This window comes from Tenacibaculum sp. Cn5-46 (assembly GCF_022347705.1).
Lineage (GTDB): Bacteria > Bacteroidota > Bacteroidia > Flavobacteriales > Flavobacteriaceae > Polaribacter > Polaribacter aiptasiae.
Genome location: NZ_JAKRGD010000003.1, coordinates 515,478 through 530,476, shown reverse-complemented (window position 1 = coordinate 530,476; position 14,999 = coordinate 515,478). Strand labels below are relative to the sequence as shown.

Below are 14,999 nucleotides of genomic sequence, written 5' to 3'. Positions count from 1 at the left end.
AAGTGATGTAAGTGATGGAAACTCAAATCCAGAGGTAATCACTAGAACTTATAGTGTAACTGATGCGGCAGGAAACAGTATTAATGTAACACAAACAATCACCGTAAATGACACGACTGATCCAACAATCAATTCGTGTCCAGCAGATGTAACAGTTAGTGGAACTACAGGATGTAGTGTAGCACTGGCAGATATAAATTTAGGAAGTCTTGTAGCAATGGATAATTGCACAAGTTCAGGAAGTCTTGTTATAAGTAATAATGCTCCTACAATTTTCCCAGCAGGAAATACTACAGTAATTTGGACTGTGACCGATACTGCAGGAAATGTAATAACATGTGCTCAAACAGTAACTGTAAATTGTATAGATACAGATGGAGATGGAATTGCTGATAATGTAGATTTAGATGATGATAATGACGGAATTCCAGATACTGAAGAAGGAACAGGAGATACAGATGGAGATGGAATTATTGATAGCTTAGATTTAGATAGTGATAATGATGGTATCCTAGATGTAGACGAAGGAGGTAATGGTGTATTAGATACCAATGGAGATGGAGTAATTGACTCTAATGATTCTGGATTTGAAGATCTAAATAATGATGGTCAAGCAGATGGATCAGTAGACGCAAATGAAGAGCCTGATACTGATGGAGATGGAGTTCCAGATTATAAAGATTTAGATAGTGATAATGATGGTATTAATGATGTGATAGAGAATGGAAATGGATCATCAGATACCAATGGAGACGGAGTTATTGATTCTAATGATACAGGAGGTTCAGATTCAGATGGAGATGGTATAGCTGATAGTGTAGATGGAGATACAGCAGGATTTGGCGAAGGAAATTCTGGAGATGGAGATGTTGTTGATACTGATGGAGATGGAGTACCAGATTACAAAGATTTAGATAGTGATGATGATGGTGTAAATGATGTTGTAGAAGGAGGAAACCCAGATAGAGATGGAGATGGTCAGATAGATGATTCAATGAACGATGCAGACGGAGATGGTATTCCTGATAATTCAGATGGATTTAATGGACATGGAGATGCAAATGATCCACCTAATGATTCAGATGCAACAGATCCAAATAGTGGAGGTAATGGAATTGTTACTGATAGTGGTACAGATTCAGATGGAGATGGTATATCAGATAGTGAAGACGCCTTAGATGGATTTGGAGATGCTATTGATACTGATGGAGATGGAATTGCTGATAGTATAGATTTAGATGATGATAATGACGGAATTCCAGACACAGAAGAAGGAACAGGAGATACAGATGGAGATGGAATTATTGATAGCTTAGATTTAGATAGTGATAATGATGGTATCTTAGATGTAGATGAAGGAGGAAATGGTTCATTAGATACTAATGGGGATGGAGTTATTGATTCTAATGATTCTGGATTTGAAGATCTAAATAATGATGGCCAAGCTGATGGATCTGTAGATGCAAATGAAGAACCAGATACTGATGGAGATGGAGTTCCAGATTATAAAGATCTTGATAGTGATAATGATGGTATTAATGATGTAGTGGAAAGTGGAAATGGATCATCTGATACTAACGGAGATGGAGTTATCGATTCTAATGATACAGGAGGATCAGATACTGATGGAGATGGAATATCTGATAGTGTAGATGGTGATGCAACTGGATTTGGAGAAGGAAACTCTGGAGATGGAGATGTTGTTGATACAGATGGAGATGGAGTTCCAGATTATCAAGATTTAGATAGTGATGATGATGGTGTAAATGATGTTGTAGAAGGAGGAAATTCAGATATGGATGGAGATGGTCAGGTAGATAATCCACTGGATGATACAGACGGAGATGGAATAGCTGATAGTGTAGATGGGTTAGATGGTCATGGAGATGCTAATGATCCTAATAATGATTCAGATGCAACAGACCCAAATAGTGGAGGTAATGGAATTGTTACAGATAGTGGAACTGATACTGATGGAGATGGTATATCTGATAGTGTAGATGGATTAGATGGATTCGGAGATGGCTATAATGACGACTGTATTAAGGATGAAAATTATATAATGAGTCCAAATGGTGATAATTTAAATAATTATTTGCATATTGAATGTATCGATAATCCTGAGTATAGAAACAATACACTTGAAATTGTTAATCGTTGGGGTAACATTGTATACAAAGTAAAAGGTTATTCAAATATTGATAGCAGTAAGAGATTTGAAGGTATTTCAAATGGAAGAGCAACTATCAGTGTAGATGATAAATTACCAGTAGGAACTTATTTCTATAAGTTAAATTTAGGTAATGGATCACCAATAAGAAAAGGATGGATTTACATAAATCGATAAAAATTAGTATTTTAACAGTAGAATAAATTGATGTATAAAAGTTAAAGTTAAATGAAATTAAACCTAATCTTAGTATTTAGCATATGTTGTGTGTTTATAATAAATGCACAACAAGACCCTCAATATACACAATACATGTATAATACTATGAGCGTAAATCCAGCTTATGCAGGATCTCGAGGCCACGGAGTTATTACAGCAATTGGTAGAACTCAATGGGTTGGTTTTGATGGTGCTCCAGAAACACAAAATTTAAGTTATGATACTCCTTTAGGGTATTCAGGTTTAGGTTTAGGTGTTAATTTAGTAAACGATAAAATAGGACCGTCGCATGAAATTTATTTAGATGCGAATGTATCTTATACAGTAGAAACAAGTGATTTGGGAAATTTGGCCTTTGGTTTACGTTTAGGAGGTAGATGGTTGAATATAGACTGGACTAAAGGAAAAGTACAAGATGCTGAGACTTTTCCACCTGTAAATAGGTTTTTACCAACTATAGGAGCTGGTATTTATTTTCACAAACCCGAATGGTATATTGGTTTATCTGTTCCTAATATCTTAAGAAAAGAACATTATGATGCAGATACTACTGTAGGTGAAGTAGCTGTAGAGCGAATGCACTTTTTCTTAATAGCAGGATATGTTTTTGATATTAATGAAGATTTAAAATTTAAGCCAGCAGCTCTATTAAAAGGAGTTTCAGGAGCACCATTATCATTAGATGTATCAGCTAATTTATTATTTAATGAAAAATTTAGAGTTGGTTTAGGTTGGAGATGGGGTGATTCTATAAGTGGACTTTTAGGATTTCAAGTATCAGATTCAATGTTAATAGGATATTCATATGATTTAACAACATCAAATTATAACGTTGTTAATTCAGGAACACATGAAATAATGTTACGTTATGAATTGTTAAGAGAGATAAGATATAGATCTCCACGATTTTTTTAAAATAAAATCTTATGAATTTAAAGAATACTTTATTACCAATATTATTAATGGTGGCTATTGCTGGTTTTGGACAAAGCAAAAAAGTAGCAGATCGTTATTATGATGAGTTTTCTTATGTTCAATCAGCAAAACTATACAAAGCATTAATAGAGAAGAAAGGAGATAGTTCTAAGCACGTAATAAGCCGTTTAGCAGATTCTTATTATAATAATGTTGAAACTGAAAAAGCTGAAAAGTGGTACCAAAAACTTGTATCTATATATAAAAATGATTTAGAAGATAGATACTTATTTAAATATGCTCAAGTTCTAAGAAGTAATGGTAAGTATAAAAAATCAGATTCTATTTTTTTAACATTAGCTTCATCAGAAAATAATAATAGAAAGGAAGAACTTAAAAAAGAAAATTACTTATTAGATTATTCATCGAATAAAAATGTAAGAATAGGAGTTAGAAATTTGGCGATTAATACTCCTTTTTCTGACTTTGGAGGTATGTTGTTAAACGGTAAGTCATATTTTACTTCAGCAGTGCCAAAAGGAGGAAAGAGGGAGAGAATTTATAAATGGAATAACCAACCCTTTTTAAATATTTATAGTGCTGAAGAAGAAATTCAGACATTAGAAGAAAATATAAAAGACACAGTTTTAACATTAGTAAGACCTCGTTTGATAGATGTACCTATTAGTTCAGATTATCATGAATCTACACCTGTATTTACCAAAGATGGTAAGACTATTTATTTTACTAGAAATAATGTAAGTGGTAAAAAAGTAGGTAGAGACAAAAAAAATACATCAAACTTAAAAATCTATAAGGCTAATTTTATCAACGGTTTTTGGATGAATGTAAGAGAATTGCCATTTAATGGAGATGAATATTCAGTTGGTCATCCAGCATTGAGCCCCGATGAAAAAACATTATACTTTGTATCTAATATGCCTGGAGGTTTTGGAGCAACAGATATTTATAAAGTTGCTATTTTAGATGGCGATGAGTACGGAGAACCAGTTAATTTAGGAGAAACAATTAATACTTCAGATAAAGAAATGTTTCCTTTTATTGGAGAAGACAATACCTTATATTTTTCTTCAAATGGACATTTAGGTTTAGGGTTGTTAGATATTTTTCAATCGAAAATTAAAAGTGATTCTATTTTTTCACCTATTAAAAATTTAGGATACCCATTCAATAGTAAAAGAGATGATTTTTCATTTTTTATAGATAAAACTGGTAAAAAAGGATTCTTTTCATCTAATAGAAAGCAAGGAAAAGGAGATGATGATATATATAGTTTCTTTATATATACTGATCCACCAATTTGCAGACAATCTATTAATGGTATAGTAACTGAAACAGTAAATAATACACCTGTAGATGGAGCAACTGTTAAACTTTTTGATAATCAAGGTAAAGTAATAAAAGAGGCTATAACAAATATTAATGGAGAATACGTATTTACTGAAGTTTTATGTGATAAAAGTTATAGTATAGTTGCAAGTAAACTAGATCACAAAACAACAGGTAAAAGAAAGATTAAATTAGTTAAAAAACAGCCATCTAAAATTAATTTGAATTTAATACCTCTTATTGTTGGAAATCAAATAGTAATAAATCCTATTTATTTTGATTATAACAGAGCAATTATAAGAGAGGATGCACAATATGAGTTAGAAAATATTGTAACTGTTATGACTAATCATCCAGAGGTAATTATTAAAATTGAGTCACATACAGATAGTAGAGGTCCAAGTGATTATAATAGAAAATTATCAGATAGAAGAGCCAAATCCACTAGAGATTATATATTATCTAGGGGAATTAAAAAGAATAGAATTGTCAGTGCTATTGGATATGGAGAGGATCAATTATTAAATCATTGTAATGATGCCAATAAAAGAAAATGTACAGAAGAGGAGCATCAAAAAAATAGAAGATCTTATTTCTATATAGTAAAAGGAGTTGAGAAAATTAAAGCTAGGCAAGAAGCAGAAAAGATTGCTGTTCAAAAGAGAATATCTAAAAGAAATAATTTCTTAGATTTTTTAAGAAAGAATTTTAAAAAATCCAAAAGTGATAGGGCAGAGGATAATAAATGTTATAGAGATGCAGAAAGAGATTGTAATGACAAAAAGAATATGATTATAAAGAATTATAAAAATTAAATAGATAACAAATATTTGAACTTATATGCCTTTTGTAGCTATGCTCTTAATCAAATGATTTAGTTTAGTTATAAAAGGTTTTTTTGTACTTAATAATCAACATTTGATTATATATTTATGTTTTGCCCTATAGTTTTCTTAAAATAGAGTATTTAAACAAAATCTTTACAAAATAGGAGGGTTGTATATTCCAGAATAATTTTTAACTTAATAGAGTATTGACTAAGTTATATGTGACTTTTCAAGTCTTCAAAATCAATATATTTCATCTAGACTACAAATTTAAGGCTTTAAAGTACCTTTTAAACTTTAAATTAAAGTTACAAGGTAATTATACCAATTACCAGTCAAACTATTATTAAACCTAATTTATTTGTGTTATTATGTTATTAATTTTTTAATAACTTCTATTAGCGTAATTATAAGTACAAAAAAAACGAATCAAATTATTTGATTCGTTTTTTTGTGTTATTTATGAATTCCTTATTCTAGTTAAGTGTAAAGTTTACTGGGATATAATACTCTACATTTGCTAATTTTCCATTTTGTTTACCTGGAACAAAAGTAGGTAACTTAGAAACCATTCTTTTAGCTTCTTGTTCTAATAAGTGACCGTTTTTTGGACCTTTCATTCTTATGTTAGTTACTTTACCATCTTTATCTATGATAAAACGTACCCATACTCTTCCCTCAATGTTCTGTGCAGCTGCAGCATCAGGATAGTTAAAGTTTCTTTGAATATGGCTAACCATTCTTTGATTAAAACAGTTGATTTTTTGCATATCAGAAACTTTTAAACAAGCTTTAAACTGAGGTATACTTTGAACTTCAGCAAATTTTACAAAGTCAGTAATTAAAGGTTCTTTAACAGTATTAACTTTCTTAGCAGGTGCTTTCTTAACAACTTTCTTAGCTGCAACAGCTCCAGTGTTATCAGTACTATTATTACCTTTAAAAGTAATTGGTACACCATATTTTACTTTTACATTTTTTCCATTGTGCTTACCAGGAATAAATTTTGGTAATTTACTTATAATTCTACTAGCTTCGTTTTCTAATATTTCTCCTCCTTTAGGACCTCTCATTTGGATAGATTCAACATTACCAGTTTCATTGATAGTAAATTGAACTAATACTCTCCCTTGTATACCATTTTGAATAGCTTCTTGTGGGTATTTGAAATTCTTCATAATGTGCTTAGACATTTGAGTTTCAAAACACTTTGCTTGTTTGATTAATGGTACGTTATTACATTTAGAGAATAGAGGAATTTCTTCAACTAAGTTAAAAGGAATTCTTTCTATGTTTGAAGAACTATCATCTAATTCAAGTTTACCAATTAATAAAGAATTCTTCTTTATATCAGCAACCTTTTGAGATGAATTAATTCCTACAGCAGAAACAGCTTCTTTGTTCTTACGAACAACACGTCTTCTTGTAGAAACACTAATTGATAATTGCTTTTTATTTCCATCCTTAGTATCTTCAATAGCACACTTCGTTATACTGTTTGGATCTGCTATCGAATCATCAGGAGTATCACATTTTTCTTGTTGAGAAACAGCCATTGTAGACACTAGCATAGCTGCCACTAGTAAAGGGAATTTCTTCATAATAGTACTCTATTTAAGGGGTTAACAAGAAGGTTAACGTATTATTAGGTTGTAAATGTATGAAAAAATTACAGACAAGCAAACTTATTTAAACTTTTTTTTAAACAAGTTAACTTGTTGCTATTTAGGTGGTTATTTTCGTGTGGTTTTTTTTATCCTTTTTTAGGAGCTCTAAAGATAATTGGTAATGCATATTTTACATTAACATTATTTCCATTATGCTTACCAGGAATAAATTTTGGAAGTTTTGCGATTAATCTAGTTGCTTCGGTTTCTAAAAGTTCTCCTCCTTCAGGTCCTCTCTTTTTGATATCAACCACGTTACCATCTTTATCAATGGTAAATTGAACCATAACTTTCCCTTCAATTCCTTGACTCATAGCTTCTTTAGGATAGTTAAAGTTATTTACAACATGCTTTATCATTTGCTTTTCAAAACATTTAGATTGTTCTATAAGTGGAGTGTTTTTACACTTTTTAAATAATGGAATTTGTTCTACCAAATGAAAAGGTATTTTCTTTAAAGAAGAAACAATATCATTTTTGATATTTAATTTTTGTAATTCTAGTGTATTGTCTTTTACGTTTTTTACTTCTTTTGAAGCGTTCAAAGAAACATTAGATTGTCTTACTTTTCTATGTCTTTTTCGTGTAGATAATTTTTTATTATTAGAATCTTCAAGAGCTTTCTTTACATCTTCAATAGAACATTTGGTTACACTAATACTGTTAGGGTCATTTACAGTCTCGTTTGGTGTCTCGCATTTTTCTTGAGCTATAGCAATTGTAGAGATAAATAAAGCTATAACTATTGAAAGGGGAAATCTCATAGTTAGTTTTTTTAAAGGGTTATTTTTGGGAGTGTGAAAATAATATAACGATATGATATATTGTACGTTTGGTATATTAATTTAACGTTAAGTTAAGTGGAAATGAATAGGTAACTATAACAGGAAATCCTTGTATTTTACCAGGAGTAAAGTTTGGAAGTTTATCAAGTATTCTTAGTAACTCTTTGTTTAATAGCTTGTTATGTTTTTTGCTTTTAATCTTAGGGTTTATAACCTTGCCATAAATGTCAATACTAAATTGAATAAATATTTTATCGTTAATTGACTCATCGATAAAGTCATAGGTGGAAAAGTTTTTAGAAAAATGAGTGTTTATTTCTTCTTTAAAGCATTTAATGTTTTCTTCTTTTGTATCTTTTTTACAAGAATTAAACATCGGAATTTCTTCCACAAGATTAAAAAGAACTTCTTTTGTTGCATTAGGAAGGTTTAAAATAGTTTTATTGTTTTGTATTCCTAAATCAATGTTGTTCCCTTCAATTTTTAGTTGACTTGATTCTTGTTTATTAGCAATTTTCTTGAGAGGTCTCTTTCTAATTATTCTTGTTCTGGTAATTTTTTTCGTATAATCTTCTTTTTCTTCAATTTCGCATTTTTTAACAGATATTGTATTTGGGTCAATAGTATTTTCTTTTTGAGTTTCACATACATTAACCTGACTATAAATGTATAATACATTAAATAGATAGAATAGTGGAATAAGTATAACCTTTTTCATTTTAAATTGTCTTAGTTGTATTGCACTGTAAAGATGAAAAAGCTTTTTATTGTTTTGTTTAAGAGAATATAATATATGCTTTAATTAATGTTTGATTAAAAGTTAAGAAAGTTAATTTATGGTAAATAAAAAACTCCCTACTTAAGTAGAGAGTTTTTGAATTATGTTTTATTGAAAATTGTTTATTTAACATTCATTAATTCAACATCAAAAATTAAAGTTGCATTAGGAGGAATTACTCCGCCTGCACCAGCTTCACCATATGCTAAGTTAGAAGGTATAACTAAACGGGCTTTATCACCAACTTTTAATAATTGAATTCCTTCATCCCAACCAGCAATAACTTGTCCTACTCCAACAGCAAAGTCAATTGGTTGTTTGCGTTTGTATGAAGAATCAAATACAGTTCCGTCTAATAATTGACCTTTATAGTGTACAGAAACCATAGCTCCTTTAGTAGCTTGTTTACCTTCACCATTTTGTAAGATTTTATAACGTAATCCAGAAGGAGTTTCGTCATAACCAGCAGCAACAGAATCTAATAATTCTTTTTGCTTAGCTAAAGCTTCTGCTTCACGTTTTTCACGAGCACCTTCAAAAGTTCTAAAAGCTTCAACAGCGTTAAAGTTTTCAGCAGTTTCCCCTACACGAATAATTTCAACATCCATACTATCACCTTGTTCAACAGCATCTACAACCTCTTGTCCTTCAACTACGCTTCCAAAAACAGTATGCTTACCATCTAACCAAGGTGTAGCTGTATGAGTAATAAAAAATTGAGAACCATTTGTTCCTGGTCCAGCATTCGCCATAGATAATTTTCCAGGAGCATCGTGTTTTAAATCAGGGTGGATTTCATCATCAAATTTATAACCAGGATTTCCAGTTCCCGTACCTTGAGGGCAACCACCTTGAATCATGAAATCAGCGATAACACGGTGAAATTTTAATCCATTATAATAAGGAGTACCTTGAGGTTTAGCCGAGTTTTCTAAGTTACCTTCTGCTAAAGCAACAAAGTTACCAACAGTTCCAGGTGTTTTTTCATATTCTAAATTCACTAAAATATCACCTTTAGGTGTTGTGAACTTTGCGTAAATTCCGTTATCCATTTTTATTTAATTATCTTATTTATATTGAATAATGTTTTTTCCGAAGAAAAAGCAAAATTAGTTTTTTACTGATAAAGTTGAAAGGTTAAAATTTAAACCTATGTTAATATTATTTGAGTTTACATTTCCAAATGGAGAATAGTAACGTCCACCAGAAATTGAAAGAGAGACTCTGTTAGTTATATCATAATTTAATCCAATTGCTGGACGAATAATAATTCCTTCGTCAGTATCTACACCAGCACCACCTCCTGCACCAGCCATAAATTCTATAAAGCCACGAAATTTATTATTTATAAAGTATGGAGAGTATATTCCTGCACCAACTAATCCGTGTGCATAACCACCAGAACGGCCTTCATAAGCAAAACTAGCTTCTCCAACAATGTATAACCATTTGTTAAGATCATAACTTACTTTTAAGGCTATCGATTGTAAATCAATACTTTTTGCTCCAAAAGTATCATCTGTTTTGGCAACATCTAAATATGTTTGATTTTCAATACCAATTCTTATTCCTTGTGTATAATAACTATTATTCTCGTCTTTATTCGTTTTAGTACCTCCATTTAAACCAAAATATTTTAAACCAAAACCAACAGTGTAAGCTTCTAAATCACCATCAATAGCTCTATAATATCCTCCATGTCCACTTAATGCTAGTTTGTTAGATAATTTTAAGTCAATACCAGCAGATGGATAAATCATTAAACCTCCTTCGGGAGCTACACGACCTCCAGCTGCACCAATTCCTAGTTTACCAAATATATTAATGTATTTAGATTGGTAAGGATGATACCCTGCTCCAAAAAATAAATCCATAAAACCAGCTCGTAAACCTTTATAAATAGCATCGGTATGAGCAAATAGAAAAGTATTATCGTTTAAATATTTTTGATACTCAAATCCAATAACATATAATGTTTCTGTTAAAGGGTCACCATTATCTTTTTTAGAATTTCCAATTGGCCTGAAAAAATCAAAGCGAATTTGCTGAGCGTTTTTAACGGTTGGTTTACTCCAAAAGCTATCAGGATCGATATTGTTAGCTACAAAGTTTTGATGTGCTTTTTTATAATCAGTAAAACGTAAAATACTCGGTATTTCAATAAAGAAAGAAACAGAATTACTTTTTATTTCACCAGAGTAAAAGTTAACATGACTATATTGAATACCAAAAGAGTAATTGTTCTTTTTGTATTGTAATCCTATATTAGGATTGATGAAACCACCATCATTAACTAAATAGCGATATCCGCCACCACCACCAAAATGGAAGTTAGCATCAAAGTATAGATTATTATATATTTTTTTATTAATTCCTAATTCAGCCCCAAGGGTAAATAATCCTCCTTGATCTCCTGTAACAGCAAAGTGAAATGCGGCCCCACCATATAACCAATCATTTAAAGGGACTTGGTAGTGCAAACCAGCTAACCCCATAGTTGATTTTAATCCTGGGAAATGATTAGAAGGCATCTCAACAGGAATAAAATTCAAACGAACTTTATTATGTAATTCAGTACCTTTTAAATTAGATAAATTTTCCTGAGCTTGAGAGAAGACAGAAAAAAGGACTAGGAAAAAGACTATTATGTAATGTTTATTCAAACTCACTTGTGAAATGTAATTTTACAGTTGGATATTTACTTTGTGTCATTTGAATGGTAAAGGCAGAATCAGCTAAAAAGACTAATTTACCTTGTTTATCTTTAGCTAAATAACGTTGCTTTACTCGTTTAAACTCTAAGAATTCTTCATTTTTAGGGTCTTCAGGTTGTACCCAACAAGCTTTATGTACTGCAATATTCTCATAGGTACATTTAGCACCGTATTCATGCTCTAAACGATATTGAATTACTTCATATTGAAGAGCACCTACAGTACCAACAATTCTACGACCGTTCATTTCTAGAGTAAATAATTGAGCCACACCTTCATCCATTAGTTGATCTAAACCTTTATATAGTTGTTTAGATTTCATAGGGTCTGCATTGTTTACATAACGGAAGTGTTCTGGTGAAAAACTAGGAATCCCTTTAAAGTTTAATTTTTCTCCTTCTGTTAAAGTATCACCAATTTTGAAGTTTCCAGTATCGTGTAAACCAACAATATCACCAGGGAATGATTCATCTACAATTTCTTTCTTTTCAGCAAAAAATGCATTTGGACTAGAGAATTTAACTTTCTTTCCATTACGAACATGTAAGTAAGGAGCATTTCTCTTAAAGGTACCAGAAACAATCTTTACGAAGGCTAAACGATCACGGTGTTTTGGATCCATATTAGCATGGATTTTAAATACAAATCCAGTTAGTTTTTCCTCTTTAGAATCTACTAAACGTTCTTCTGCTTGTTTTGGTTGAGGGTTAGGAGCAATATCAATAAAGCAATCTAGTAATTCCTTTACTCCAAAATTGTTCAATGCAGAACCAAAGAAAACAGGTTGTAAATCACCTTTAATATATTCTTCTTGGTCAAATTCAGGATATACTTCGTATACTAATTCTAATTCTTCACGAAGTGTTTCAGCAGCAGCCTCTCCAATAATGTTATCTAATTCAGGATTGTTTACATCATCAAATTCAACTCCCTCAGAAATGGTTGTTTTATTTTCTCCAGAAAATAGGTTTATTTTTTTCTCCCAGATATTATAAATTCCTTTAAAGTCATATCCCATTCCAATAGGGAAACTCATAGGAGTTACTTTTAAGCCTAATTTTTGCTCAACTTCATCTAATAAATCAAAAGCGTCTTTACCTTCACGGTCTAATTTATTAATAAAAACTAGCATTGGTATTTTACGCATACGGCAAACTTCTACCAATTTCTCTGTTTGAGGCTCCACACCTTTAGCTACATCAATTACAACAATAACACTATCAACAGCAGTTAATGTTCTAAATGTATCTTCAGCAAAATCTTTATGCCCAGGAGTATCTAGGATATTTATTTTTTTGTCCTTATAAATGAAAGCTAATACAGAAGTAGCAACAGAAATTCCACGTTGACGCTCAATTTCCATAAAATCGGAAGTAGCTCCTTTTTTTATCTTATTATTCTTTACAGCACCAGCTTCTTGTATAGCTCCTCCAAATAATAATAATTTTTCAGTTAAAGTAGTCTTACCAGCATCAGGGTGAGATATAATTCCAAACGTACGTCTTTTTTGTATTTCTTCTAAAAAACTCATCTATAAAATTTAAGGCTGCAAAGATACGTTTTAAAGTGGAACTGTTCAAAGGTTTAATTGTTGAACTGACTTCTATTTTGTAAGTTTGCTTCTCGTATATTTTTAGAATGAAAGAACAAGTAATATTAGTAGATGAACAAGACAATCCTATAGGATTGATGGAAAAAATAGAAGCGCATGAAAAGGCGTTATTACATAGAGCGTTTTCTGTTTTTGTTTTTAATTCAAAAGGAGAGTTGATGCTACAGCAAAGAGCTGCAGAAAAATATCATTCTCCATTATTATGGACAAATACTTGTTGTTCTCATCAAAGAGATGGAGAAACATCTCTAGAAGCAGGTAAGCGTAGATTACAAGAAGAAATGGGGTTTGTATGTGAACTAGAAGAAGTATTTTGGTTTATTTATAAAGCACCTTTTGATAATGGTTTAACAGAGCATGAATTAGACCATGTAATGGTTGGAAAGTTTGAAGGAGAACCTGAAATAAATAAAGAAGAAGTAGAAGCATACAAATGGATGCCTTTAGAGGATGTTAAAAATGATATAGAAAAGCAACCAGAGATTTATACTGAATGGTTCAAAATAATATTTAAAGAATCCTACGAAAAAATATCAAAATTTATATAATATGCCAAGGGTAACCGTACATAGAAAAGCTCATTTTAATGCTGCTCACAGATTGTTTAATCCTAAATGGTCAAATGAGAAGAACTATGAAGTTTTTGGAAAATGTAGCAATCCTAATTATCATGGGCATAATTATGAATTAATAGTTTCTTTAACAGGTGAAGTAGATAAAGAAACAGGATATGTTTATGATCTTGGAAAGTTAAAAGAATTAATAAAATCAGAAGTAGAAGAAGCTTTTGATCATAAGAACCTAAATGTTGAAGTAGAGGTTTTTAAAGAGTTGAATCCAACAGTTGAAAATATATCAATTGTAATTTATAATAAATTACGTGTAAGTATTCCTAAGAATTTAGACTTAGAAATAACGTTATATGAAACCCCTAGAAATTACGTCACTTACAGAGGAGAATAATATATGATAAACCAGTTATTAAGATTTACCCCGATTTTAAAAGAAAAAATCTGGGGAGGAAATAAACTACAAACAATACTTAACAAAGAAACAGATAAGAGTAATATTGGAGAAAGTTGGGAGATTTCCGACGTTGAAGGAGATGTTTCAATAGTAACCAATGGTAATCTAAAAGGACAAAGTTTAAATGTTCTTATAAAAGAGCATAAACAAGACATTGTAGGTGAAAAGGTTTATCAAATTTTTCAAGATAAATTTCCATTACTTATTAAATTTATTGATGCTAAGAAGAAATTAAGTTTGCAAGTGCATCCTAATGATATTTTAGCACAAAAGAGACATAATTCTCTTGGGAAAACCGAAATGTGGTATATAGTTAATGCTGATAAAAAGGCTAAAATTATCATAGGGTTTTCTGAAGAAACGAATAAAGAATCTTTTCTTCAAACTATTGAATCTGAAAATGAATTAGAGTTATTGAATGTTGATTATGTAAAAAAGGGAGATACTTTTTTAGTGCCAGCAGGAAGAATACATGCAATAGGAAAAGGTGTTTTATTAGCTGAAATTCAAGAAACTTCTGATATTACTTATAGAATTTCTGATTGGAATAGAAGAGATGCTGAAGGAAATAAAAGAGAATTACATTTAGATTTAGCAGTTGATGCAATTGATTATTCGGCAAAATCCAATTATAAAGCTGAGTATATTAAGAAAAAAAATGCACCATCTAATATTGTAGATTGTAAGTATTTTACCACAAACTTTTTACACTTAACAAAAGATTTACCGGTAGATCATTTCGATAAAGATAGCTTTGTAATTTATATGTGTGTAGAAGGTTCAGCTACATTTCTGTATAACGATAAACAAGAAACATTAGAAATGGGAGAGACCATTTTAATGCCAGCCTGTTTAAAGAAAATGAACATTGTAACAGACAATGTAAAGCTTTTAGAAGTTTATATAAAGTAAAAACAGACTCAAGGTAAAACCAAG

At 30.8% G+C, this 14,999-nt stretch carries 12 protein-coding genes; 6 read left to right on the top strand and 6 right to left on the bottom strand.

Annotation, left to right across the window (positions count from 1 at the left end):
- From MHN29_RS09140 to MHN29_RS09130, 3 genes are all read left to right on the top strand, one after another.
- Positions 1 to 2,347 (top strand): gliding motility-associated C-terminal domain-containing protein (locus MHN29_RS09140; protein ID WP_239176071.1); only part of this gene is annotated, 2,347 nt, incomplete at its 5' end.
- A 51-nt stretch (positions 2,348 to 2,398) separates the two neighbouring features.
- On the top strand, positions 2,399 to 3,304 hold the full coding sequence (locus tag MHN29_RS09135) for a type IX secretion system membrane protein PorP/SprF (protein ID WP_235274177.1): 906 nt from the start codon (positions 2,399 to 2,401) through the stop codon (positions 3,302 to 3,304).
- 11 nt (positions 3,305 to 3,315) lie between these two features.
- Positions 3,316 to 5,469 (top strand): OmpA family protein, encoded by a 2,154-nt coding sequence (locus MHN29_RS09130; protein WP_235274176.1) that lies wholly within the window; start codon positions 3,316 to 3,318, stop codon positions 5,467 to 5,469.
- 488 nt (positions 5,470 to 5,957) lie between these two features.
- Here the strand turns inward: MHN29_RS09130 and MHN29_RS09125 are convergent, their stop codons facing one another.
- The 6 genes from MHN29_RS09125 to MHN29_RS09100 all read right to left on the bottom strand — a co-directional run bounded on the left by MHN29_RS09125 (position 5,958) and on the right by MHN29_RS09100 (position 12,956).
- A complete protein-coding gene (locus MHN29_RS09125) occupies positions 5,958 to 7,082 on the bottom strand; it encodes an energy transducer TonB (protein ID WP_235274175.1) in 1,125 nt (374 codons plus the stop codon).
- 152 nt (positions 7,083 to 7,234) lie between these two features.
- Complete coding sequence (locus MHN29_RS09120) at positions 7,235 to 7,912, bottom strand: energy transducer TonB (protein WP_235274174.1); 678 nt, start codon at positions 7,910 to 7,912, stop codon at positions 7,235 to 7,237.
- A 76-nt stretch (positions 7,913 to 7,988) separates the two neighbouring features.
- Positions 7,989 to 8,651 carry an energy transducer TonB gene (locus MHN29_RS09115; RefSeq protein ID WP_235274173.1) on the bottom strand — a complete coding sequence of 221 codons (663 nt, stop codon included), beginning with the start codon at positions 8,649 to 8,651 and terminating at the stop codon, positions 7,989 to 7,991.
- A gap of 182 nt (positions 8,652 to 8,833) precedes the next feature.
- Positions 8,834 to 9,763, bottom strand: coding sequence for a peptidylprolyl isomerase (locus MHN29_RS09110; protein WP_235274172.1), 930 nt, complete (start codon positions 9,761 to 9,763; stop codon positions 8,834 to 8,836).
- Between the two features lie 57 nt (positions 9,764 to 9,820).
- A complete protein-coding gene (locus tag MHN29_RS09105; protein WP_235274171.1) occupies positions 9,821 to 11,380 on the bottom strand; it encodes a hypothetical protein in 1,560 nt (519 codons plus the stop codon).
- Complete coding sequence (locus MHN29_RS09100) at positions 11,367 to 12,956, bottom strand: peptide chain release factor 3 (RefSeq protein WP_150901271.1); 1,590 nt, start codon at positions 12,954 to 12,956, stop codon at positions 11,367 to 11,369. The genes MHN29_RS09105 and MHN29_RS09100 overlap by 14 nt, the downstream gene beginning before the upstream one ends.
- Positions 12,957 to 13,063: 107 nt before the next feature.
- On the opposite strand from MHN29_RS09100, the gene idi reads away from it, so the two are divergent.
- The 3 genes from idi to MHN29_RS09085 are packed head-to-tail and all read left to right on the top strand — an operon-like array spanning position 13,064 to position 14,975.
- The gene (gene idi / locus MHN29_RS09095) at positions 13,064 to 13,585 is read left to right on the top strand and encodes an isopentenyl-diphosphate Delta-isomerase (protein ID WP_235274170.1); all 522 of its coding nucleotides are present in this window, start codon (positions 13,064 to 13,066) and stop codon (positions 13,583 to 13,585) included.
- Between the two features lies 1 nt (position 13,586).
- The gene (locus MHN29_RS09090) at positions 13,587 to 14,000 is read left to right on the top strand and encodes a 6-carboxytetrahydropterin synthase (protein ID WP_235274169.1); all 414 of its coding nucleotides are present in this window, start codon (positions 13,587 to 13,589) and stop codon (positions 13,998 to 14,000) included.
- Positions 14,001 to 14,003: 3 nt separating this feature from the next.
- Positions 14,004 to 14,975, top strand: coding sequence for a type I phosphomannose isomerase catalytic subunit (locus MHN29_RS09085; protein ID WP_235274168.1), 972 nt, complete (start codon positions 14,004 to 14,006; stop codon positions 14,973 to 14,975).
- Positions 14,976 to 14,999: the final 24 nt, after the last annotated feature.